Here is a 24,516-nt window from a genome sequence, read left to right on the forward strand (position 1 = left end):
TGCAAGACAGGACGCCATGCCATGACCGCAAGACCCGAAATCGAAGCCGTCACAGCCCGCATCCGCGAGCGCTCACGCGCCAGCCGCGAAGCCTATCTGGAACGCGTCGACCACGCTGCCGGACAGGCCGTTCATCGCGGCGTCCTTTCCTGTGGCAACCTCGCCCACGGCTTTGCCGCCTGCGGACCGGCAGACAAGGCGGCCCTTTCCGGCGACCGGGTGCCCAATATCGGCATCATCACCGCCTATAACGACATGCTCTCGGCGCATCAGCCCTTCGAGCCATTTCCCAACATGATCAAGGACGCCGCGCGCGAAGCCGGCGGCGTGGCGCAGGTTGCCGGCGGCGTGCCCGCCATGTGCGATGGCGTCACCCAGGGCCAGCCCGGCATGGAACTGTCGCTCTTTTCGCGCGATGTCATCGCCATGTCGGCTGCCGTCGGCCTGTCGCACAACATGTTTGACGCGGCCGTCTATCTCGGCGTCTGCGACAAGATCGTGCCGGGCCTGGTCATCGCCGCCCTCACCTTCGGCCACCTGCCTGCGATCTTCATTCCCGCCGGACCCATGACCTCCGGCCTGCCCAATGACGAGAAAGCCCGCATCCGCCAGCTCTACGCCGAAGGCAAGGTGGACCGTGCGGCGCTGCTGGAAGCCGAGTCCAAATCCTATCACGGCCCCGGCACCTGCACCTTCTACGGCACGGCCAACTCGAACCAGATGCTGATGGAGATCATGGGCCTGCACACGCCGGGTTCCTCCTTCGTCAATCCCAACACGCCGCTGCGCGATGCCCTGACGAAGGAAGCCGCAAAGCGCGCGCTCGCCATCACCGCGCTCGGCAACGAGTTCACGCCCGTTGGCCGCATGATCGACGAGCGCTCCATCGTCAACGGCGTGGTCGGCCTCAACGCCACGGGCGGCTCGACCAACCACACCATGCATCTGGTCGCCATGGCGGCAGCCGCAGGCATCCGGCTCACCTGGGACGACATCGCCGAGATTTCGGACCACGTGCCGCTCGTTGCCCGCGTCTATCCCAACGGGCTTGCCGACGTGAACCATTTCCACGCCGCAGGCGGCATGGGCTACATGATCCGCGAACTGCTCGATGACGGCTATCTGCACGAGGATGTGCGCACCATCTGGGGTGAGGGTCTGCGCCCCTACACGGTCGAGGCCAAGCTCGCCGACAATGGTTCGGTCGTGCGCCTCTCCGCACCCGCCACCAGCGGCAACGACAAGGTGCTCACCACCGCCGCCAAGCCCTTCCAGCAGACCGGTGGCATCCGGGTTCTGTCGGGCAATCTCGGCAAGTCGATCATCAAGGTTTCCGCCGTCAAGCCGGAGCACCGCGTGATCGAGGCCCCGGCGCTGGTCTTCCATTCGCAGGAAGAAATGCAGACGGCCTTCAAGGAAGGCAGGCTCGACCGCGATTTCATCGCCGTCATCCGCTTCCAGGGCCCCAAGGCCAACGGCATGCCGGAACTGCACAAGCTCACGCCGGCGCTCGGCGTGCTTCAGGATCGCGGACACCGCATCGCGCTCGTCACCGACGGGCGCATGTCGGGTGCATCCGGCAAGGTGCCGGCGGCCATCCACGTCACGCCCGAAGCGCTCGACGGCGGCATGATCGGCAAGCTGCGCGATGGCGACCCGATGCGCCTCGACGCAGACAAGGGCACGCTTGAAGCACTGGTCGACGCCGAAGAGTTCGCCGCACGCGAAAGCGCCGCACCCGACCTCTCGGGCAACCAGTACGGCATGGGCCGCGAGCTCTTTGCCGGCTTCCGGCAGCTCGCCGGCCGTGCCGATCAGGGTGCAGCCGTATTCTGAGCTGGAACAAACTGCGATAGCCGTGCATTCTTCCTCTGATCGGAGGGAGTGTGAACGGCTACTGGTTCCTCTTCAGGCGGCTCACGCGAGCCCTGTGGTTTCTGCCGGCGCTGTTCTGCGTCTCGGCGGTCATCGTCATTGTCCTTGCCTATCTTTCGGCAGACCTGCTGCCCGAAAGTCTGGATGAAAGCGCGCTTCCCATAACCGTTTCGGGAGAAGCGCTGCGCAACATTCTGGGCATCGTCGCTTCCAGCATGCTGGCGGTCGCCGTCTTCGCGCTTTCAACGCTGGTCAACCTGCTCACCAGCGCCGCGCAGACAGGCTCGCCCCGCGCCGTGCCGCTTTTCTCCGGCAATCGCGCCGCCCGCACCACCATCTCCGTTTTCATCGGCGCGTTTCTCTTTTCCATCATCGGCATAATCGGTCTGTCGAGCGGCATCTACACGCTTGGCGGACGGCTTATCCTCTTCGCCGCCACCGTCATCGTGGTCTTTGCCGTTGTCTGGGCGCTGATCCGCTGGGTGCGCGAAATCTCGGTTGTCGGACGCGTCGTGGAGATGACCAGCCGGCTTGAAGAGACAACACGGGAAGCCCTCACCCGCCTTGGCCGCGACGGGCGCTATGGCTGCACCGCCGCCACGCTTTCCTCCAGTCCGTCAGGGCGAACCGTAAGCGCCGGGGCGGTCGGCTTCGTCCAGCATTTCGACCCGCATGCGCTGCAGGAACTGGCGGAGGCCAGCGGTCTCACAATCCATGTTCTCGTCCGCCCCGGCGATTATGTGGACCACGCCACCGCACTTGCCGTCGTCAGCGGCGAAGCGGACGATGCCTGCCTCGAGGCGGTCCATGACGACTTCATCATCGGTGAGGAGCGCACCTTCGATTCCGATCCGGGATTCGGCTTCCTCGTTCTGGCCGATGTCGCCCGCCGGGCGCTTTCCCCCGGCGTCAACGACCCTTCCACCGCAATCCACGTTCTCACCGTGCAGACCCGGCTTCTGGCCGACTGGGCGCTGACGGACAAGGAGGCGGACAGCGATAACGACGAGCCGCCCTACCCCAAGGTGACCTTTGCGCCCGTGAAGCCGTCCGCTCTTTTGGATGCAGCCTTCCGGCCCATATCCTACGAAGCCGCCTCCGGCGCGCCCGATGTCGGACTGGCGCTGTTGCGTGGCCTGTCCTCGCTTGCGCGTGTCGCGCCGGGAGCCTTCCGCGACGCCGCCACGGCGCTGGCCGCAGACTTCACCGCCCGCGCGACCTCATGCGCCTCCCACGCACCCGATGTGGCTGCACTGCGTAAAGCCGCTGCCGAAATCGGTGGCGTTGTTTCGGAAGCCGAGCGCCCTCGCCCTTCGACAGGCTCAGGATGAGGGCTACTGAGAGGGCGCAGTTGCTTCAAGCTCTATGCCCGCTTTTTAGTCAGCACGGGAGCCTCATTCCGAGGTTTCTTGGGCGTGTGTAGTCAAGTTCTCAACTGTGTGGGTATGAAGGGAGAACCGGCACCGCAGTAGCCCTCATCCTGAGCCTCTTGAGCTTGCCGAAAGGCGAAGGGCGGGGGCGCTTGGCTCCACCTCTATGCCTCCGACCACCCCTCAATAACCAGCGCGGCGCTCTTCCGATGGCGGGTGCCCGAATTGCTGGCGATAACTCTGCGCGAAATAGGAATGCGAGGTGAAGCCCGTTGCAATCGCCACATCAAGGATCGGCATGTTGGTCTGCCGCAGAAGCTCGCGCGCCCGCTCCAGCCTGAGCCGCATGTAGTAGCGCCCCGGTGTCATCCCCAGATGCCGCAGGAAGAGCCGCTCGACCTGGCGCACGGAAAGGCTCGCCGTGCCGGCAAGCTGCGCCGCCGAATAAGGCTCATCCAGATTGTCGGCCATCAGCTCGACGATCTTCTTCAGCTTCTCCGACTTGCCTGTCAGGTCGCGCTCCGGCCCCGTGCGCTGCCGGTCGCCGGCGGAGCGGATGCGCTCATGCTGGAACTGGTTGGCCACATCATTGGCAAGATCCGCGCCGAGGTCCGTCCGCACGATTTCCAGCATCAGGTCGATGGAGGTCGTCACGCCCGCGCAGGTGTAGCGGCGGCGGTCGATCTCATAGACATTGCCCGTGCATTCGATATCGGGAAAGCGCTCCATGAAGGAGGCCCGGTTCTCCCAGTGGATCGTGCAGCGATGGCCGGCAAGCTGCCCGGCCTCCGCAAGCAGATAGGAGCCCGCCGCCAGCGCCCCCAGCGCAGCACCGCGCCGGCCAAGGCTGCGCAATGCGGCAAGCACCATGCTCTTGCCAGGAAACTCGGTGGTGAGCCCCACGCAAACGAAGAGAATATCGACAGGCGGAAGATCGGCGACCGCGTAATCGATCTTGATCGGCAGCCCGTTGGACGCCATCACCGCCTCGCCATCAGCCGAAACGGTCACCCAGCTATAGACGTCACGCCCGAGCAGGCGGTTGGCCGAGCGCACCGTGTCGATGGCCGCCGCCAGAGAAAACATCGAAAACTTGTCGACCAGCAAAAATGCGAAATGCCGTCGGTCCTGCCGCGCCTCGCCCATGGGCAATTGTTCTAAAACAGGCTTGTCTGGCAGGAGAGGCATGGCAGATGGTCCCGATCAGAAAGAGGCTAGAAAGCCGGTGGTTCAAGCCCCGCGGTGCGGAATGCGGAAGTGAGCGTGTTGGCCATAAGCATGGCGATGGTCATCGGCCCCACGCCGCCCGGCACCGGGGTGATCGCGCCGGCGCGCTCCTTTGCTTCGGCAAAGGCCACATCGCCCACGAGCCGCGTCTTGCCCTCGCCCTTTTCCGGCGCGGGAATGCGGTTGATGCCCACATCGATCACGGTCGCGCCGGGCTTCACCCAGTCGCCCCGAACCATTTCCGGCCGTCCCACTGCTGCAACGAGAATGTCGGCCGTCGCGGCCAGCGCCGGCAGATCCTTCGTGCGGCTGTGCGCAACGGTCACCGTGGCGTTGGCAGCCAGAAGCAGGTTCGCCATCGGCTTGCCCACAATGTTGGAGCGCCCGATCACCACTGCGGATAGGCCGGAGAGGTCCCTGCCGCGCACCCGCTCAAGCATCAGCATCGCGCCCGCCGGCGTGCAGGGCACGAAGGCGCTGTCCAGCGCACCGGTTCCAAGCCTGCCGACATTGATGAAATGAAAACCGTCGACATCCTTGTCCGGGTCGATGGTCTGAATGATGCGCGCTTCATCGATGTGTCCGGGCAGCGGCAGCTGCACCAGAATGCCGTGGATCGCCGGATCGGCGTTGAGTTCCTCGACCAGCGCCACCAGCGCGTCTTCCGACGTTTCTGCCGGCAGCGAATGCTGAATCGAATGGAAGCCGCATTCCTTGGCGCGGCGCGACTTGGACGCCACATAAACCTGGCTTGCCGGATCCTCGCCGACGATCACCACCGCCAGCCCCGGCGTCACGCCGTGTTCGGCGAGCGTCGCGGTCTGCGTCTTGACCTTCGCAACCACATCTTCTGCGATCGCTTTTCCGTCGATGATATCGGCCATGTCTTTCCCCGGTCAGGCGTCAGTGCGTGCGGCCTCCCGGTCCACGCCAAGGCGCTCGCATCGGGATCGCACTCCAGCCCGCATAATGGGGAAAACGCAGAACCGCAATCCCGGCTTCGCGTCGTTTGGCGACGTTATTGGGAAAGAAGGCGAATTTGTCTGGAACGCGCCCGCCGTTCGACAGCGTCAGGCAAGACCGCCTGACGCCGGAAACGTCTAGTACCGGAACCGGTTTGCCCGGCGCACGGCCAGTGCATCGACCTCGCGACGCACGGCTTTCAGACGATGGTGGATTTCGCTGAAGCGGTCGTCGCCATCGTCGTCTTCATGAAACGGCTCGCCAGCACTCTGCGGACCTGCCGCAAATCCAGCCTGCGCCATCGGCGGCACCTGCTGCCAGACGGGATAGGCCGGCATCATCGGCATGTTGATTCCCGGCTGGCCCATCCCCGGCTGGCCCATCACAGGCTGACCCATCACTGGCTGAAACGGCGCCATTGCAGGCATCATGCCGGGCTGCATCGCAAGCTGTGGCGTCTGCCACATCTGCTGCGGCGCATATTGCGGCTGTGGCTGTGGCTGGGGCTGGGGCTGGGGCTGCGAAGCTGCCGACGCCCGCACCCGGTGCCGTGGCCCCGCATACCGATCGGCAAGATCATCGATCTCATCGTCCATATGCGCCGTAAACGCATGGTCGAGATCATCTTCATCCTCACGCGCGTCCACACCGGCCTTTGCATAGCGCTCACCCGAACGCGGACGCCATTCGCCAGAATGCCGGTCTGATGCAGCATCCCGCAGCCGGTCGTCGGACGCGTGCCGCCAGGATCCGCCACCGGGCGGTGTCGGGTCAGGCTCCGGGTCATAATCGTCATAACCCTGGCTGCCTTCGCCGCCTTCGTCTTCCTCGGCCTGACGCTCGGCCATGTTTTCGCGCAGGCTCTGGATCGCCCCGCCGGCAGCGCCAATGCCCACGCCGAACAGGAAGCCAAGGATCATGCCCGCCATCGCGATCGACGAACGCGACGGCCCGATCGGATCGAGCGGCGGCACGGCCTGCGAAATCACGCTCACATTGGCGGTGTTCAGGCGTTCCTGCTGTCCGGTCTCACGGGCGCGCAGGAGCAGCGATTCATACACCGAGCGCTTCGCATTCGCCTCGCGCTCAAGCTCGCGAAGCGTCACCTGCTCCGATGCCAGATTGCCCTTCTGAACCTTCAGCCGCGCGAGCTGGCCGGCCAGATCCTGCTCAAGCTGAACGGCGCGCTGCAATTCCACCTGGTTGGATGCCGTCACCCGCCGCAATTCGCGTGCGATCTCCTCACGCGCGCCGGAGAGTTCCGCTTCCACGGCAAGCCGCTCCGGATGACGCGGGCCGAAGCGCACGGCCAGCCTGCCCGCCTGCTGCCGCAGGCTCGCATACTGCGCCAGAAGCTCGGTCATGACGGGCGAGGAGATCTGCTCCGGCAGTGCGCCGCCCAGAACCTCGTCCACGTTCAGCTCACGCGCGGCCGCTGCACGCGCATTCAGCTCCGATGTGCGCGCCTTGGCGTTCGAAAGCTGGTCGTTGAGACGCAGGATCTCCTCATCGGTGATCAGACGCCCCTGCGCATCCACGATGTCGTTCTTCGCCTTGAAATCGGCCACGGCCCGTTCGGCCTCTTCCACTTCGGCCCGAAGCGAGGTGAGCTGCTCGGTGATCTCGCGATTGGCGCGGCCCGCCGTTGCAGACTGAAGCTCGCCAAAGGTCGACAGGAACACATCGCGCGTGGTCGTCGCGATCAGCGAGGATTTCTCGGGATCCTCCGTCTCGGCGCCAATGGTGATGATGAAGGTCTTGGCGTTACGGCTCACATCCAGCGCATCTGCGAGGTTCTCGACCGCAATGGAGTGCCGCGCCGTGCCGCCATCCTCATCGCCGCTGCTGAGCAGCGCCGAGATGAGCGCGCGCGGGCTCAACAGCAGGCTCACAATGGAACTGCCACCCGAACCGTTGAATTCCGGGTCATCCGCCAGATCCAGTTCGTCCACCACCCGCGCCAGCACATTGCCGGAGGTCATGATGGCCACCTGGTTTTCGATAAGCGCCAGCGTCGCGTCCGAGGGCAGACCGCCCGGCGTCAGATCGCGTTCCACCAGCTGCAGATTGCGCGGATCGAAGATGAGCTGCGTTGCCGCGTAATACATTTTCGGCGTCGACAGCGCGACCATCACGCCAAGAACCGCACCGATGATCGTCGTCAGAAGAATGAGCCACTTGGCGCGAAAGATCCCGCTGATCACGCGCACGGGATCGATCAATGGCCGCCAGAGCCGCTCATCCGCATCACGATTTCCGGTCTGCCTGCGCCGGTGCTGCATGGGCTCGCGATAGGCTTCGGGCTCTTCGTCAATCACGGTTCGCCGCACGGCCACATCGCGCTCGTCGCGCATCAGCGCACGCGCGGGCTCTGCGGTCTGCGCCCCGCGCTGCGGGGCCTCCGGCAGCGGAAACATCCTGTCGAGCAGGCGCTTGTGGAACGGGGCCTTTTTCGGTGCGGTGCGCGCTTTCCGAACCGGCTCCTCGACCCGGCGCGCAGGCTGTGTGCGCTTCGGGGAAACGTCGTCCCGCGCGCGGTCACCCGCCTCGGCACGACGCAGATAGGCATCCGCCGAGGCTGCCCGCTCCCTGCGCGCCTCGCGCATTTCCGCATCCCTGTCAGAGCGCGGCAATGACGAACGGTCCGTAAGATCTTCCTGCGTTGTCGCACGATCATCACGCGGCGGCTGCATCGACAAAAGCGAGCGCGGGCGCCCGTCTTCCCTTGACCGTTTCCTGTTGGGATTTTCGGCGTCGAACATCGTGTGTGCAGCTTCCGCAAATGATGATGAAGCGGGCACATCAGCCCGCGAGTATGTTAACCCAAGCTAAAGAGGCACAGGTAACAAACAGTTAACGGTAAGCTCTGCGTAAGTGTTTTTTGCCCCTGCGTCAGCCAGCAGAACAGCGCATTAAGTTTTATTGCTTATGCTCGCCGCAGAACCGGCATTTCAGGCTCAGAATTCAGGGGCGTCCCATCTCGCTACGCGACATCATCACCAGCCAGCGCCAGGTGCTGCGGGACTACCTCGCCACGATCAGCGGATCGGCGGGCAGGCTCGTCTTTTCGCTCGCCTATTTCGTGATTCTGGCCAACAGCCTGTCCATCGCCGATTTCGGTCTTTTCGCCACGGCCTCCGCCGCCGGCGTGATGGTCGGTCGCATTCTGGCGCTTGGCTTCACCGCCACGCTCTACCGCATCGCCACCGTCAAGCCGCGCCTGCTCGGCACATACGCCGCCGGTTTCCTCGTGCTGACGGTCGCTTCCCTGCCGCTCATCGCACTGGCGAGCGTGGCGCTCTATCTGGTGTTCTTTGCGGGCGACATGAAGGTTCTGCCCTTTGCGCTCGTCATCGCGTCCGACGCCATTGCCTGGCGGCTCACCGAAACGGTGATCGTGGTCAACAATGGCCTCAATCGTTTCGGCCGCGCCGCCGTCATTCTTATCGTCAGCGTCGGCATCCGCGCGCTGGCGGCCCTCCTGCTCACATTCCACGCGAGCAGCGACCTCCTCACCTGGACCGTTTTCTATCTCGCGGCAAACAGCGCTGCGCTCGTCTTCGCGCTCCTGTTCTACTGCCCCCGCCAGCGCCTGCGTCTGCAGAGCGCGCTCTACTGGCGTCGCCTTCCCGACGCGCTCTACGTGGCTGGCGCAGAAGTGCTGTTCTATCTGCAGATGGAGCTCGACAAGCTTCTGGTTCTTGCCCTCGGCAACCCGCAGCTTGCCGGCATCTACGCCATCATAATGCGCCTGGTGGACCTGACCGCGATCCCCATCCGCTCCTTCTCCATGCTGCTCGTCCAGCGCATGATGCGCGCACCGGAAATGCTCAACCGCTGGAAACTGCGTCTTGGCATTGAGGGCGCGATCTTCGCCGTGTCCACGCTGGCGCTGGCGTCGCTTGCGGTGATCCTGCTGTTTTACCCCACGCTGCTGGGGCGCAATGTGGCCGAGGCAGCACCTCTGGTCATTTTGGCGCTTGCGGTTCCGGGCCTGCGCAACCTGACCGAATATCAGGCGGACCTGCTCTTTGCCCGCGGCCAGACCTTCATTCGCGCGGTCAATCTCGGCGTTCTGGCCCTGGGCAAGGCTGCACTTCTCTCGCTGGTTCTGAAAAACCTCACCGAAACACGGGACATCATTCTGTCGCTCAACGCGGTCTTCGCGGTGCTTTACGTGCTGTCGATGGTACTCACCTATCGCGCTCTGGCCAGACCGGCCAAACGCGTCTGATACTGACCCTAACCGATCACACGGCGCAGCGGTTCCAGGCTCGTCTCGGTGAAGGACTGAATGCCGATGGCCACCTGATAGGGCTCCATCCCGGCAATGAAACGCTCAATGCCGGTTTCATCCAGCTCCGGCCCCAGCCAGTAGATGTGGCAGAGCGCGCGGTCGTCGTGGAAGTGTCCTTCCCCGTTCAAAACCTCATCCACATAGCGGCCATAGAGAATGCACTCCGAGAAACGGCGGTCGCTCGCCACCACATTGATCCACGGCCTGCCGTGAACCGTCTCGATACGCCTGAGCATGTCCAGCACGGTTTCGCGTCGCCATGCGATCAGTGTGGTGATGTAGTCATGGTCGCTGGTCTGCCCGGCAGGAAGGTCAAGCGCCCTGCCCGCATTGGCCAGCCAGTCGCGGTGCCCCATGTCCATCAGCGAATGCATGCCGCCGCTTTTGCGGTATAGCCGCATCTGGCCATCGCGCCAGAAATCGCCGCAGTCGAACGGCTTCAGGAACACGACGTCGGAATCGCAATAGACAAGCGCGTCTTCCGTCGCCTTTTCGGCAAAGGCGATGCGCCGCAATTGCTGCACATGCCATCCGCGCAGCGGCGCAAGCCGCGTGCTCAACCAGACATGGCGGCGAAAAAGACTGGTCGGATCGCGCACCGCATGCAGCCAGGATGGCAGGAGATCGCGCTCGTCGACCACCACCCGGCGGTCCGTTTCCAGTGCGCGAAAACGCTCGACATCATGACTGGCGACAAGCAGGTAATGGCGTGTGTAGCCAGTCACATACCGGTCCATGCTCTCGCACAACAGCCTGCATCGCTCGAAATCACCGGCATAGCTGGGCGTAACGATTGCGGCGTTCTGCTGCGCATCCATGCCTAACCCCCGCCTGCCTTGCCGCTCAGCTTCTGGCCAAGCACCCGCAGGAGAAACAGCGGATTGCCCACCACATAGCGCCGCCAAAGACGTCGCGGCTCAAGCCCCAGCCGGAACAGCCATTCAAGCCGCATCCGGCGCATCCACAGGGGCGCGCGCGGCACCGCGCCGCTCAGAAAATCAAGAAGCGCCCCCACCGCAATCGGCACGGTGCAATGCTCGCCCCCGAGCTTCCCGGCAATCCACAGTTCCTGGCGCGGAACGCCCATGGCCACAAGCAGCACGTCCGGGCGGATTTCCTCCAGCCTGTCGAGGATGGCCTTCTCTTCCGCACCGTCAAAGTAACCGTCATGCAGGAAGACGAATTCGTGTTGCGGCGCATGCTCTGCAAGCTTCTCGGCTGCGGCAAGCGCGTTGTCGCGCCGCGCGCCAAGCAGGCCGACCGTCAGCCGGTCCTTCTGCCGCCTGAGGAATTCCGGCACGAAATCGGTGCCGTTCAGATTGTCGGGAAACGGCTCGCCGTAGAGCATCTTTGAAGCGATATCGACGCCAACGCCATCCGCCAGCACCAGAAAGTCCGGCAGCACCTGGCGAAAGCGCGCGTCCGCAACGGCCACATTGGCGTTGTGCGCATTGAGGAACGTCACCTGCGTGAAGCGCCGTTCGGCAATGCTTTCGGCCAGCATCGCAATTGCCGCGTCACGGCCAATTGCCGTCACATCCGTTCCCAGAATGTCGCGCCGCTCGGGCACCGGTGTGATCTTGTTCGGCGCATCCACGTTCATGCGGCCTCGTTCTGCCGGCCAAAGCCAGACTGCTGAAGCCCGTGAAGCACGGCCTTGTCGAGCGCGTTGCGCTGCTCTTCATGGAATGTCCGCCCGTCAAGATCGACAGGCGATCCGGCCGCACGCACCAGCGCATCCGCAAAGGCGCGCGGCTCGTCGGCAAGGGTGCAGTTCTCCGGCTTGTAGGATATGCCGCGCAGCGCGCTCTGCGTGGCGACGCTCGGCAGGCCCAGTTCAAAGGTCTCGATCGTCTTCAGCTGCACGCCGGTTCCGGCACGGCTGATAAGCGGGACCACCTTGCCCGACCGCACAAACTCCATCGCGTCGGGAACACGCCCGACAAAGGCGATGCGGGGGTGTTCCTGCGCCAGGCTCGCCGGCGCGTCACCGGCCACCGCAATGCGAAAATCGTCAGGCAGGTGCGGCACAACCTGTTCCAGAAACCAGTCGAGCCCGATGCGATTGGGCGCCCAGCTCCACGTGCCGATCAGCGCCGCGTCGTAATCCGTCCTGCGTTCATCGCCCGTCACCTCCACCGGCGCATGCGCCACCAGCGGCAGAACTGCCGAGCGCCGGTCATCCGCCACGCCCAGAACCTGCCGGTCATCCTCGGAAAGCGTGTAGATGAAATGCGCATCGGCGCACAATTGCGCTTCCAGCGTTTTCAGAAGCTTCGCCTCACGGCCAAACATGAAACGCGCAATGGGGCTGCGTGCGGCGCGCGCGCTCTGCTCGGCGGAAACATACTCCACATTGTGCGCCACATAGATGTTCGGCAAATGGGCGAAGATCTCGCGGAATGCGCCTGCAAACTGCACGGAATTGAAGATGACGCCATCCACCGGACCAAGGCCATCGAGTGCGGCGCGCACCTGCGCCGGCGAGGCAAGCAGCATCTTGGCGGACGAGAACGTCATGTTGCGCGTCATTGCACGGGCAAGCCATCGCAGTTTCTGAAGACCGCCCGCCGCTTCGGTGCGCGGGTCCATTTCACCCAGAACGACCGTGTCGTCGGCAATGTTGCGCGCCTCACGTCCCTGCCAGGCAAAGCCCATGACGGAGACCCGGCACCCCGCGCGCGACAGCGCGCCGAGGATTGCCGCATTGGCAATCTCGTAGCCACTCTTGGGCGTCCCGTCGGGAACGATGGATGTCGCAAAGACCAGATGCATGCACTTTTCCTGTTTGGAACGTTCTGACAAACAGCAATGAACTCTTCATTAAGGGAGAAGCCGGGGAAACACTTTTGGCGGGCATAACATCATTTCCCTGCCGCAAAAACCTGCCGCACTTAACGCCGCCTTAATTGCCGCCACCGCTTATAGAGCGCGAAACAAGGGGGCATTGGCGGGATCGTGACGCAGGACAGGGCAGACAAGTCGGTTTCAACCGTCGCGCGAACGCCGTCGCTGAGCGTGCAGGACATCGAGTGCGTTGTCACCGTTCCCACCTTCAAGCGCCCCGATCAGCTTCTCGACACGCTCCATTCGCTTGCCGCCCAGAAAACCGCGCGCCCCTTTGCCATCATCGTGATGGAAAACGAGGCCGAAGCACACGAAGGCGCAGACGCAGCTGCCCCGCTCTTTGCCGACGGCACGTTCAACGGCCTCGTCATCATCGCCCACAAGCGCGGCAATTGCTGCGCCTACAATGCCGGCTGGGAAACCGCGCTGGCTGAATTTCCGGCCTTTCGCTATCTCGCCGTCATCGACGATGACGAACTCGCCTCTCCGCACTGGCTTGAAAACCTCTGCGCGACGGCGGAGAAATTCGACGCCGATATCGTTGGCGGCCCGCAGGTGCCAGCCTTTGAAAAGCCTGCGCATGAGCGCTGGGCGACCCACCCGGTCTTCGCCCCGCCCTATGATGAAACAGGCCCCGTTGCAGCGCTCTATTCCTCCGGCAATCTTCTTGTGACGCGTCGCGTTCTCGAAGCAATGCCGCGCCCCTTCCTCGATCTTCGGTTCAACTTCATGGGCGGCGGCGATTCCGATTTTCTCAGCCGTGCGCGCCAGAAAGGCTTTCGCCTTGCATGGTCGGCGGAAGCGGAAACGCAGGAGATCGTGCCGGCGCGCCGGGTTGAACGCGACTGGATCCGCGCCCGTGCGCTGCGCAACGGCGTCATCTCCACACTGGTGGAAAAGAAGAAACGGGCGGACGAAGGCTTCGGCCGGCTGCGCGTCTTCGCCAAGAGCCTCGCGCTTCTGGCCCTCTCCCCGCTGCGTGGAGCCGCCCGGCTTGCAAAGACCGGCTCCATCTCCACCGCCATGTATCCCGTCTATGTCGGTCTTGGCCGCGTCATGGCCGAATTCGGCTACGCGAACGAGCAGTATCGCGAGCCGGAAAAGAACTGACGGCCTTTGCCGCCAACAAAACGCTTCGCCGCTGTCGACTTCCCTTCGGTGATTGTGTATCGGTCCCGCTCCCCTGACCGATCCACATCCCCCAAGGACATAAGCTATGCGAGCGCTGAGCGGCGGCATCGACTTCGGCACGTCGAATTCAACAGCCGGTTTCATGGAAAACGGCCAGCCACGGCTCATCGAGCTGGAGCGTGGCGAGGTCACCATGCCGAGCGCGGTGTTCTTCAATTTCGAGGACAACCGCACCTATTTCGGCCGTAGCGCCATCTCCTGCTACACGGAAAATGCCGAAGGCCGGCTTCTGCGCGCCCTGAAAAGCGTTCTCGGATCGTCGCTGATCCACGAGAAAACGCGCATCAAGGCGCATTCCATCGCCTTTTCCGACATTATCGGCTCGTTCCTGCATTTTCTGAAGGACAGCCTCGAAACCAATCTCGGCGGACCGGTCGACAACATCGTGCTCGGCCGACCGGTGCAGTTCGTCGATGACAATCCGGAAGCCGACCGCCGCGCGCAGGACGAGCTTGAAAAAGCGGCCCAGCGGCGTGGCTTCAAACACATCGAGTTTCAGTTCGAACCCATTGCCGCCGCACTCGATTACGAGCAGCAGGTCAGCGGCGAGGAACTGGCGCTGATCGTCGATATCGGCGGCGGCACGTCCGACTTTTCCGTCGTGCGCGTCTCCTCGGAACGCGCGAAGCAGTCCGACCGCAAGGACGACATTCTTGCCAGCCACGGCGTGCATATCGGCGGCACGGATTTCGACCGCCTCCTGAGCATCGCCCATCTGATGCCGGAACTCGGCTACCGCACGCTCACCAAGGACGGCAAGCGCCAGCTCCCCGCCGGATATTACATCGACCTTGCCACCTGGCAGCGCATCCACATGCTCTACACCAACAAGGCGATGACCGATCTCAGGCAGATCCGCTACGAAGCGGCCCAGCCCGAACTGGTGGAGCGCATGATCGATGTAGTTTCCAACCGGCAGGGCCATGCGGCCGTGGCCGAGGTGGAACGGGCGAAGATCGCGCTGACCGACCTGACGGAGAGCGCCATCGAGCTTCCGCTCACCGAGGAGAAGCTGCATCTGCCCGTCACGCGCGACGAGCTGAACGACGCCATTCGCGTCACCGTCGAGCGCGTTCAGAAGGCCGTGAGCGAAACCCTCGTCAATGCCGGTATCGGGCCTGAGCGGATCACCGCGCTGTTCCTCACCGGCGGTTCGTCTGCCATCCCGCTCCTGCGCGAAAGCGTTCTGGGCATGCTGCCGGCCGCTTCCGTGGTCGAGGGCGACATGTTCGGCTCCGTCGGACGCGGCCTGGCCCTGGACGCCGGGCGCAGGTTCGGCGCCTGAGCCCACTCTTTCGGACCGGGGCGCCAAAACGCCCCGGCCCACATCCTTCTGTTGCATTCGCCGTCCGCACGCGGCATTCCTCTCCCATCATCAAGGGAGAAGTTTCATGGGCAAATCGGTCATTCTCGTCGGCTGCGGAAACATGGGTTACGCCATGCTGAAAGGCTGGATCGCGGCAGGCAAGCTCGCCTCCGGCGACGCCACCGTGATCGAGCCGAATGCGGACCTGCGCGCCCGCGCCGCAGCACTCGGCGTGACGGTTACCGACAGCGTCGACACGCTGGAGCAAGGCGCAGACATGATCGTGTTCGCCGTCAAGCCGCAGGTCATTCGCGACATCGCCCCCGCCTATGCCCACTTTGCCGACAAGGCCACCTTCGTCAGCGTTCTCGCCGGCACCGGAACGGCCACATTCGAGGAAATTCTCGGCCGTCATGCCGCGGTCATGCGCTGCATGCCCAACACGCCCGCCGCCATCGGCAAGGGCATGATGGTGCTGTTCTCCAACCGCAATGTGAGCGACGGGGCAAAAGCCTTCGCCGGGGAACTGCTTGCCACCAGCGGCGCGGTCACCACCATCGACAATGAAGAGCTGATGGACGCCGTCACCGCCGTTTCCGGCTCCGGCCCCGCCTATATCTTCCACTTCATCGAATGCCTGACGGCTGCCGGCGAGAAGGCCGGCCTGCCGAAGGAAACCGCAAAGCTTCTCGCCATGCAGACAGTCTATGGCGCGGCCTGCCTTGCCAAAGAAAGCGATGACGAGCCCGGCAAGCTGCGCGAGCAGGTGACAAGCCCGAACGGCACCACCGCCGCCGCGCTCTCCGTCTTCATGGATGAGAACCGCCTTCTCGATCTGGTAAGCGACGCCGTCGACGCCGCCAAGAAGCGCTCCATCGAACTGGGAAAGTAGAGGATCGGCGCAGGCCCCTCATCCGCCTGCCGGCACCTTCTCCCCGCCAGCGGGGAGAAGGAAGAAAACCGCCAGCTTCAAGGCCCCCAAGCAACCCGCAAGGCACCGCCTCACCTTCTCATCTCAAACGGGGAGAAGGGGATATTGAAGGTGACGCGCCTTCCGGTTACGACGCGTTTCCTTCTCCCCGCTGGCGGGGAGAAGGTGCCGGCAGGCGGATGAGGGGCGAGCACCCCACGCCATCACCCTTCGCCGAACACCATCGCATCCTGCCGCGCCCTGAGCGCCACCAGCCGCGAAGCCGCGTCGGGCGCAACATTCGCATAGGTCAGAAGCGCGCCCTTCTTCACCGGGGCCGTCACCGTGCCGCCCTCAAGCAGCCCGCATGGCACGGCCTTCGCCGTGCGCGCCTCTTCCGCCGTCATGATCCACGAGCGGTAGGAATATTCGCCGATGGCGTCGAGCCGGTCGCCGGGCTTCAGATCCTTCTTCGCCACCGCACAGACTTCCGCAACCGGCCTGTCGAGCGGCACCATGTCCGCCTTGTTGTAGAGCACGGCGCGCGCGCAGGTGAGCGGCACTTCCAGCGAGGTCAGGTGATAGGGCCGGAAGAAGGTGTAATACGGCCCCTCCCCGAGCTTCAGATCGTTCATGCGCTCGCGCAGGCGCGGGTGGTCCATCTCCGCCACCACGAACACGCCCGGCGCAACACCCTTGCCCACCGTGAAGTCGACACAGCCCTTCTTCGAGAGCACGCCGCCATCGGCAATCGGGCAGAGAACGCTGGAAAGCTCCTCGCGGCTCGCCGCCGGGCCATGCATGCCCGGCCTGTCCGGCACGAGGCCCGTGGCATTGGCGATGGCCGCCATCTCCACCATCGTCTTGGAGCCGTCGACGAACTCGACCAGCATGCGCACATTCATGTTGCGCCGTTCCGCCTCCTCGGCGTAGTCGTCCGGCACCGCGTCGATGTTGAGCGGATTGTTCTTGCCCTTGCCGGCGGCAACGATGTCGTGCCCCATGGCCGAGACGAACTCGATCAGCTCCATGCAGGAAGACGGCTCGTCGCCCGCGCCCAGCGAATAGGTCACGCCCAGCCGCGCCGCCTCACGCTTCAGATAAGCGCCGATGGTCACATCCGCCTCGACATTCATCATGACGAGATGCTTGCCCGCCTCCATGGCCGAAAGCCCGATCTCCGCGCCCACCGCCGGCTTGCCCGTGGCGTCGATCACCACGTCCACCAGATCGTTTTCGGAAACCAGCCGGGAATCGCCCGAAAGCGCCGTCTTGCCGGCGCGGATCGCATCGCTGATCGCGCCTGCCGTTTCAGCCTCCACCGCGCTCCCGGCAGCGCGTCCGGCAATCTCGATGGCCTTTGCCGCGCGTTCGGGCCGCGTGTCGGCAATGGCCGCCACCTCGATGCCCTTCATGCGCGCCACCTGCGTGACGATGTCCGTGCCCATCTCGCCGCAGCCGATCAGGCCGATGCGCACCGGCCGCCCCTCTTCCGCCCGCTGCTCAAGATCGCGCGCGAGACCTGTAAGCGCCACATTCGTCATCCGATGTCCTCCTCGTTTGGCGACCGAGATAGAAGCGGCCCGGCGCGGTATGTCAACCGCTCTTCACCTGCACCGGAACCGGACTGTTTTTCTTGATATCTTTCAGAACGAGGTTGGTGCGCACATTGGCGATGCCAGGCAGGCGGAACAGGAAATCCTCCAGAAACCGGTTATAGGCCGCCAGGTCGCGGCACACGACGCGCAGATGGTAATCCGCCTCTCCCGTCGTGGAGTAGCAGTCGAGCACTTCGGGCCGCCGCCGCGTCTCGGCGATGAACGTGTCCACATGCCGGTGGTCATGCCGCGTCAGCGACACATGCACGATGGCCTGAAAACCGAGCCCCGCCTTCTCCACGTCCAGCAGAGCCGCATATTGCGTGATCAGCCCCGCCTCCTCCAGCGCCTTCACCCGCCGCCAGCAGGCTGAAGCCGACATGCCGGCCCGCTCCGCCAGCTCCTGGTTCGAGAGCCGGCAATTGGCCTGAAGTGCGTCCAGAAGCCTCTTGTCCTGTTCACTCAGCTTTTCGGGCATAGGTCCAAATCCTGAAAAATTCTCCGATACATCCGTATATATCGGACAATTCTTCCATAAACCAAATTCCAATCGCCAAATCTGGCACAAAATTCCACCTCCGCCGGTTTAGAATTCTTCCAGTCTGCACTGGAGGAATTGCATGACCGTCCAACCCAAGGCCGGCGAACTCGCGCGCTATCAGCTCGAGGACCGCTACACCCAGGAAAAGGGCCGCGTCTTCATGACCGGCACGCAGGCGCTCGTGCGCGCCGTGCTCGATCAGGCGCGACGCGACCGCGCGAACGGCCTCAACACGGCAGGCTTCATCTCCGGCTATCGCGGATCGCCGCTGGGCGCGCTCGACCTTGAGTTATGGAAGGCGAAGGACCGGCTCGACGCCGCGCACATCGAATTCCTCCCCGCCGTCAACGAGGATCTCGCCGCCACCGCCGTGCTCGGCAGCCAGCAGGTGGAGACCAATCCGAAGCGCGAGGTCGAAGGCGTTTTCGGCCTCTGGTATGGCAAGGGCCCCGGCGTCGACCGCTCGGGCGATGCGCTGAAGCATGGCAACGCCTATGGCTCTTCGCCGCATGGCGGCGTTCTGGTGGTTGCCGGCGACGATCACGGCTGCGTCTCCTCCTCCATGCCGCACCAGTCGGACGTCGCCTTCATGTCGTGGTTCATGCCCACGCTCAATCCGGCCAGCGTGTCGGAATATCTGGCCTTCGCAGAATATGGCTACGCCCTGTCGCGCTTCTCGGGCATGTGGGTCGGCTTCAAGGCCATTTCGGAAACGGTGGAATCGGCAGCCTCCGTCGACATTCCCGCCCCCCGCGCGTTCGAGACACCCGATTTCACACCGCCTCCCGGCGGACTCCACTATCGCTGGCCGGATCTGCCCGGCCCGCAGATCGAGGAGCGCATGGAGGCGAAGAAGCACGCCGTTCTGGCGTTTGCCGAAGCCAATCCCATCGACCGCCACATCTATGATGTGAAGGATGCCCGTTTCGGCATCGTCACCACCGGCAAGGCCCATCTCGACCTGATGGAGGCGCTGCGCCTTCTGGGCATCGGCGAGGCCGAGTGCCGGAAGCTCGGCATCGACATCTACAAGGTCGGCATGGTGTGGCCGCTCGCCCGCCGCGCAGCACTCGACTTCGTGAAAGACAAGCAGGAAGTCCTCGTCATCGAGGAAAAGCGCGGCATCGTCGAAAGCCAGTTCAAGGAATATTTCTACGACTGGCCCGGCCACAAGCCGCACGCCATGGTGGGCAAGCGCGACGAGGATGGCGAACGCCTCGTGCCGTGGACCGGCGAGCTTTCGCCACGCCTGCTTCTGCCCGTCGTCGCCCGGCGGCTCGAAGGCATCTTCCCCGGCAGCGGCTTCATCGCCCGCGCTGAAAAGATCCTCGCCGCACCGGCCATCACCCTGCAGGTGGAAGGCGCGACCCGCACTCCGTATTTCTGCTCCGGCTGCCCGCACAACACCTCGACCAAAGTGCCCGAGGGGTCCGAAGCGCTGGCCGGCATCGGCTGCCATTTCATGGCGAGCTGGATGGACCGCAACACCACCTCGCTGATCCAGATGGGCGGCGAGGGCGTGAACTGGGCAGCCTCCTCGCTCTTTACCGGCAAGAACCACGTCTTCCAGAATCTCGGCGAAGGCACCTGGTATCACTCCGGCTCCATGGCCGTGCGGCAGGCGATTGCCGCAAAGGCCAACATCACCTTCAAGATCCTCTACAACGACGCCGTCGCCATGACCGGCGGCCAGCCGGTGGACGGTCCCGTCAGCGTTCAGGCGATTGCCCACGCCTCGCGCGCCGAGGGTGTGGAGCGCATTGCGCTCGTCTCCGATCACCCGGACAAGTTCCAGCCTGGCGAACTGCCGGCCGCCACCACCATCCATCACCGCCGCGAACTCGACGCCGTCCAGCGCGAGCTGCGCGAGGTGAAGGGCGTGTCCATTCTCATCTACGAACAGACCTGCGCCACCGAGAAGCGCCGCCGCCGCAAGCGCGGCCAGATGGAAGACCCGAAGAAATTCGTCGTCATCAACGACCTCGTCTGCGAGGGCTGCGGCGACTGCTCGGTGGAATCCAACTGCCTCTCCGTCGAACCGCTCGAAACCGAGTTCGGCACCAAGCGCAAGATCAACCAGTCGTCCTGCAACAAGGACTTCTCCTGCGTGAACGGCTTCTGCCCGAGCTTCGTCACCGTCGAGGGCGCAACCCGCAAAAAGCGCTCCGGCATGGAGTTCGATCTGACGCGGCTTGCCGGCGATCTCCCCGATCCGGAGCCTGCAGCGCTCGACAGGCCCTTCGACCTGATAATCACCGGCGTCGGCGGCACCGGCGTCGTCACCGTTGGCGCGCTCATCACCATGGCCGCGCATCTGGAGGGCAAGGGCTCCAGCGTACTCGACTTCACGGGCTTTGCCCAAAAGTTCGGGCCGGTGCTTTCCTATGTCCGGCTGGCGTCTGCACCCGACGCCATCCATCAGGTGCGCATCGACCGTGGTGCAGCGGATGCGCTGATCGGCTGCGATATCGTCGTGTCGTCCTCACCCAAGGCGTCGGCCAGCTACCGCCCCGGCATGCGCGCCGTGGTGAACCTTGCCGAGATGCCCACCGGCGATATCGTGCGCAAGCGCGATGCGAGCCTTCACGTGGACCAGCGGCTTGCAGCCATCGAAGGCGTGACGGGCAAGGATGCGCTTGCCGCCATGGACGCCAACCGCCTCTCTGAAAAGCTCATGGGCGACACGGTGTTCGCCAATGTGATGATGCTCGGTTTCGCCTGGCAGAAGGGCCTCGTGCCCGTCTCGCTCAACGCGCTTACCCAGGCCATCGTGCTGAACGGCGTCGCCATTGAGAAGAACCACCGCGCCTTCCTCATCGGCCGTCTGGCGGCGGAAAAGCCCGACGCGCTGAAGGGCCTGCTCGATCCGAAGCCGCAGACCGACGGAACGCTCGACGAGATCGTCACCCGCCGCGAGGCCTTCCTGACCGACTATCAGAACGCGGCCTATGCCGCGCGCTACCGCCGTCTGGTGGATCGCGTTCGCGCCGCCGAAGCGCCGTTCGGCAGCGACGCCGTCAGCCGGGCCGTTGCCCGCTCCCTGTTCAAGCTGATGGCCTACAAGGATGAATACGAGGTCGCCCGCCTGCACACGCAAACGGGCTTTTCCGCCCGCATCGCAGAAGAGTTCGAGGGCGACTATCGCATCGTCCATCACCTCGCCCCGCCCTTCCTCGCTTCCGGCACGGATGCGCGCGGACGTCCGCTCAAGCGCGAATTCGGCCCCTGGGTGCGCCTGCCGTTCCGCATGCTCGCCCGCATGAAGCGCCTGCGCGGCACCGCCTTCGACCCGTTCGGCCGCACCGCCGAGCGGCGCATGGAGCGCGAACTGATCGGCTGGTACGAGGCGCATGTCGAAAAAGCGCTTGCGCATCTCGACGCCGGCAATGCCGCAACGCTTGCCGAGACCCTGGCGCTGCCCATGCAGATACGCGGCTACGGCCCGGTGAAAGAGGAAGCCGCAAAGCGCATCCGCACCGAGATGGCTGCGCGTCTGTAGACACAGCCTGAAGACCGCACCTCTCTCTTGGGCTCTCCGCTCCTTCGGCAGGCGGAGGAGCCCCCTTTCCCACCCTCTGCCTCGTCATCCTATGGTCAAGCCATAGGATGACGAGGCAGAGGGTCGGCGCGCTCTCATTCACGCTCCCCCCCCCTCATTCCTCTCCGCTCCCTGCGGCAAACCAGGCAGGGAGAAGATGCGCGCTTCCCAATTCACGCTCCCCCCCCCCTCATTCCTCTCCGCTCCCTGCCTGCCTTCGACAAACTCAGAAGGAAGAGAACCCACCCCCACCCCGCTCCTTCGTCATCCTCGGGCCTGACCCGAGGATCCATGCCGGAACGCCGAACACAAAGCCCAGCCCCTCAAAGCAAGCCCATCGCTTCCCACGCCGGTGCCGTCGCCACCGCAACGGCATGGATCCTATGGTCAAGCCATAGGATGACGAGGGAGAGGGTCGGCGCGTTCTCATTCACGCTCCCCCCCCCCTCATTCTTCTCCACCCCCTGCGGCAAACCAGGAAGGGAGAAGACGCGCGCTTCCCAATTCACGCTCCTTCATCTCCCCCGCCCTCCCTTCAACAAACTCAGAAGGAAGAGACCCCCCCCACCCCGCTCCTTCGTCATCCTCGGGCCTGACCCGAGGATCCATGCCGGAACGCCGAAGACAAAGCCGAGCCCCTCAAAGCAAGCGCATCGCTTCCCGCACCTGCGCAGTCGCCACCGCAACGGCATGGATCCTATGGTCAAGCCACAGGATGACGAGGGAGAGGGTCGGCGCGTTCTCATTCACGCCCCCTCCCATTCCTCTCCACCCCCTGCGGCAAACCAGGAAGGAAGAAGACGCGCGCTTCTCAATTCACGCTCCTTCATCTCCCCCGCCCTCCCTTCAACAAACTCAGAAGGAAGAGCCCCACCCCACCCCACTCCTTCGTCATCCTCGGGCCTGACCCGAGGATCCATGCCGGAACGCCGAAGATAAAGCCCAGCCTCTCAAAGCAAGCCCATCGCTTCCCACGCCGGTGCCGTCGCCACCGCAACGGCATGGAGCCTATGGTCAAGCCATAGGATGACGAGGGAGAGGGTCGGCGCGTTCTCATTCACGCCCCCTCCCATTCCTCTCCACCCCCTGCGGCAAACCAGGAAGGAAGAAGACGCGCGCTTCTCAATTCACGCTCCTTCATCTCCCCCGCCCTCCCTTCAACAAACTCAGAAGGAAGAGCCCCACCCCACCCCACTCCTTCGTCATCCTCGGGCCTGACCCGAGGATCCATGCCGGAACGCCGAAGATAAAGCCCAGCCTCTCAAAGCAAGCCCATCGCTTCCCACGCCGGTGCCGTCGCCACCGCAACGGCATGGAGCCTATGGTCAAGCCATAGGATGACGAGGGAGAGGGTCGGCGCGTTCTCATTCACGCTCCCCCCTCATTCCTCTCCGCTCCCTGCGGCAAACCAGACAGGGAGAAGACGCGCGCTTCCCAATTCACGCTCCTTCATCTCCCCCGCCCTCCCTTCAACAAACTCAGAAGGAAGAGAATCCACCCCCACCCCGTTCCTTCGTCATCCTCGGGCCCGACCCGAGGATCCATGCCGGAACGCCGAACACAAAGCCCAGCCTCCAAAAGCAAGCTCATCGTTTTCCGCACCTGCGCAGTCGCAACCGCAACGGCATGGATCCTATGGTCAAGCCACAGGATGACGAGGGAGAGGGTCGGCGCGTTGCATGCCAACCAGAGGGCGTGCAGCGCAAACGCGCATGATGCGCGCCATGCGCCCGGCATCCCAATCCCTTGCTCCCGCTTCCTGCGTATGCAAATAGCATTGGTCAAACAGCCAAGGAGGAACCCCATGACCGCCATTACCCGCCGCACGCTCGGTGCGCTCGCCCTCACCACCGCTCTCGCCGGCTTCGCGCTGCCCTCCGCCGCCGCCGACAAGATCAATGTCGGCATTCTGTCGCTCACCTCGCATTCGCCGAGCATCATCGCCGAAGCCAAGGGCTATTTCGACGCGCAGGATATCGATGTCGAGTTCGTGTCCTTCCAGGCTGCGCAGCCCATGGCCGTCGCCATTGCCTCGGGCGATGTCGATTTCGGCATGACGGCGATTTCCGGCGGTCTCATCAGCCTTGCAGACAAGGGCGTGATCAAGGTCATCGGCGGCGCGCTGCAGGAAACGCCCGAGATCGACGGCCAGAAGATCCTCGCCTCCAAGGCTGCGTTCGACGCCGGCGTTAAAACGCCTGCCGACCTCAAGGACCACAGCTTCGGCATCACCACCACCGGCTCCTCCTTCCACTACATGGCGCACAAGATCGCCGACAAGGAAGGCTTTGACCGTTCCGAAATCCACGTGAAGCCGCTGCAGAAGGTGCCGGCCATCATCGCGTCGCTCAAGAGCGGCCAGATCGACGCATGGTCCATCGTGCCGAACATTGCAGGCGCGCTCACCAAGGGGCCTGAAGTCGTCGAGATCGGCAAGATTTCCGACTATGTCGACGATTACCAGGTCACCACGGTCTTCACCTCCACCAAAAATGCGACCGAAAAGAAGGATCTCGTCGAGCGCTTCCTGGCCGGCCTCTCCGAGGGCATCAGCGACTACAACGCCGCCCTGGTCGACAAGACCATGAGCGAGGAAGACACCGCGGCAATCGTCGGGATGATCCACAAATACGTCTATTCCGACCAGCCGCTCGACAAGGCCGATCCGCGCATCCGCGCCGGCGCCATGCGCATCAACGAAGGTGCGGCGCTGAGCGTGGCAAGCGTCGAGGACCAGCTTGAGTGGTTCAAGTCGGAAGGCCTCGTGCCCGATGGCGTGACGATGGAAAAGCTGGTCGACACCAGCTTCGTGGAAACCCGCTAACAGCGAAGCCGCCCCGGCCTGCCGGGGCG

General features: G+C 64.0%; 16 protein-coding genes. 8 read left to right on the top strand and 8 right to left on the bottom strand.

Going from position 1 to position 24,516, the window contains the following annotated elements:
- Positions 1-21 precede the first annotated feature (21 nt).
- Both edd and NDI72_RS07930 read left to right on the top strand, forming a co-directional pair.
- Positions 22-1,836: a phosphogluconate dehydratase gene (gene edd, locus NDI72_RS07925; RefSeq protein WP_283800148.1), complete on the top strand. Its 1,815-nt coding sequence runs from the start codon at positions 22-24 to the stop codon at positions 1,834-1,836.
- A 50-nt stretch (positions 1,837-1,886) separates the two neighbouring features.
- Positions 1,887-3,206 carry a DUF2254 domain-containing protein gene (locus NDI72_RS07930; protein ID WP_283800149.1) on the top strand — a complete coding sequence of 440 codons (1,320 nt, stop codon included), beginning with the start codon at positions 1,887-1,889 and terminating at the stop codon, positions 3,204-3,206.
- A 222-nt stretch (positions 3,207-3,428) separates the two neighbouring features.
- Here NDI72_RS07930 and NDI72_RS07935 read toward each other — a convergent pair whose 3' ends face one another.
- The 3 genes from NDI72_RS07935 to NDI72_RS07945 all read right to left on the bottom strand — a co-directional run bounded on the left by NDI72_RS07935 (position 3,429) and on the right by NDI72_RS07945 (position 8,197).
- Complete coding sequence (locus NDI72_RS07935) at positions 3,429-4,391, bottom strand: GlxA family transcriptional regulator (RefSeq protein WP_283800150.1); 963 nt, start codon at positions 4,389-4,391, stop codon at positions 3,429-3,431.
- Between the two features lie 68 nt (positions 4,392-4,459).
- Positions 4,460-5,356 (bottom strand): bifunctional methylenetetrahydrofolate dehydrogenase/methenyltetrahydrofolate cyclohydrolase FolD, encoded by an 897-nt coding sequence (gene folD, locus NDI72_RS07940; RefSeq protein ID WP_283800151.1) that lies wholly within the window; start codon positions 5,354-5,356, stop codon positions 4,460-4,462.
- Between the two features lie 216 nt (positions 5,357-5,572).
- On the bottom strand, positions 5,573-8,197 hold the full coding sequence (locus NDI72_RS07945) for a GNVR domain-containing protein (protein ID WP_283800152.1): 2,625 nt from the start codon (positions 8,195-8,197) through the stop codon (positions 5,573-5,575).
- A gap of 251 nt (positions 8,198-8,448) precedes the next feature.
- Here NDI72_RS07945 and NDI72_RS07950 point away from each other — a divergent pair, with 251 nt between their 5' ends.
- Positions 8,449-9,669, top strand: a complete 1,221-nt coding sequence (locus tag NDI72_RS07950) for a lipopolysaccharide biosynthesis protein (RefSeq protein WP_502888380.1) — start codon at positions 8,449-8,451, stop codon at positions 9,667-9,669.
- Between the two features lie 8 nt (positions 9,670-9,677).
- On the opposite strand, the gene NDI72_RS07955 is transcribed toward NDI72_RS07950, so the two are convergent.
- The 3 genes from NDI72_RS07955 to NDI72_RS07965 are packed head-to-tail and all read right to left on the bottom strand — an operon-like array spanning position 9,678 to position 12,507.
- Positions 9,678-10,550, bottom strand: coding sequence for a DUF6492 family protein (locus NDI72_RS07955; RefSeq protein ID WP_206544628.1), 873 nt, complete (start codon positions 10,548-10,550; stop codon positions 9,678-9,680).
- A 2-nt stretch (positions 10,551-10,552) separates the two neighbouring features.
- Complete coding sequence (locus NDI72_RS07960) at positions 10,553-11,335, bottom strand: WecB/TagA/CpsF family glycosyltransferase (RefSeq protein ID WP_206554760.1); 783 nt, start codon at positions 11,333-11,335, stop codon at positions 10,553-10,555.
- Positions 11,332-12,507 (bottom strand): glycosyltransferase, encoded by a 1,176-nt coding sequence (locus NDI72_RS07965; RefSeq protein WP_283800153.1) that lies wholly within the window; start codon positions 12,505-12,507, stop codon positions 11,332-11,334. Before NDI72_RS07965 ends, NDI72_RS07960 begins: the two co-directional genes overlap by 4 nt.
- A gap of 183 nt (positions 12,508-12,690) precedes the next feature.
- On the opposite strand from NDI72_RS07965, the gene NDI72_RS07970 reads away from it, so the two are divergent.
- From NDI72_RS07970 to proC, 3 genes are all read left to right on the top strand, one after another.
- The gene (locus NDI72_RS07970; RefSeq protein ID WP_283800154.1) at positions 12,691-13,689 is read left to right on the top strand and encodes a glycosyltransferase family 2 protein; all 999 of its coding nucleotides are present in this window, start codon (positions 12,691-12,693) and stop codon (positions 13,687-13,689) included.
- 106 nt (positions 13,690-13,795) lie between these two features.
- Positions 13,796-15,055, top strand: a complete 1,260-nt coding sequence (locus tag NDI72_RS07975) for an Hsp70 family protein (protein ID WP_206554757.1) — start codon at positions 13,796-13,798, stop codon at positions 15,053-15,055.
- A 106-nt stretch (positions 15,056-15,161) separates the two neighbouring features.
- Positions 15,162-15,968: a pyrroline-5-carboxylate reductase gene (gene proC, locus NDI72_RS07980; RefSeq protein WP_283800155.1), complete on the top strand. Its 807-nt coding sequence runs from the start codon at positions 15,162-15,164 to the stop codon at positions 15,966-15,968.
- 242 nt (positions 15,969-16,210) lie between these two features.
- On the opposite strand, the gene NDI72_RS07985 is transcribed toward proC, so the two are convergent.
- Complete coding sequence (locus tag NDI72_RS07985) at positions 16,211-17,530, bottom strand: NAD(P)H-dependent oxidoreductase (RefSeq protein ID WP_206546974.1); 1,320 nt, start codon at positions 17,528-17,530, stop codon at positions 16,211-16,213.
- Positions 17,531-17,582: 52 nt separating this feature from the next.
- On the bottom strand, positions 17,583-18,062 hold the full coding sequence (locus tag NDI72_RS07990) for an Lrp/AsnC family transcriptional regulator (protein ID WP_113154206.1): 480 nt from the start codon (positions 18,060-18,062) through the stop codon (positions 17,583-17,585).
- 142 nt (positions 18,063-18,204) lie between these two features.
- Here NDI72_RS07990 and NDI72_RS07995 point away from each other — a divergent pair, with 142 nt between their 5' ends.
- On the top strand, positions 18,205-21,624 hold the full coding sequence (locus NDI72_RS07995; protein ID WP_283800156.1) for an indolepyruvate ferredoxin oxidoreductase family protein: 3,420 nt from the start codon (positions 18,205-18,207) through the stop codon (positions 21,622-21,624).
- 1,843 nt (positions 21,625-23,467) lie between these two features.
- Positions 23,468-24,487: an ABC transporter substrate-binding protein gene (locus NDI72_RS08000; RefSeq protein WP_113154203.1), complete on the top strand. Its 1,020-nt coding sequence runs from the start codon at positions 23,468-23,470 to the stop codon at positions 24,485-24,487.
- The last annotated feature ends 29 nt before the right edge of the window (positions 24,488-24,516 follow it).

Source organism: Nitratireductor sp. GZWM139 (genome assembly GCF_030068685.1).
GTDB classification, from domain to species: Bacteria; Pseudomonadota; Alphaproteobacteria; order Rhizobiales; family Rhizobiaceae; genus Nitratireductor; species Nitratireductor aquimarinus.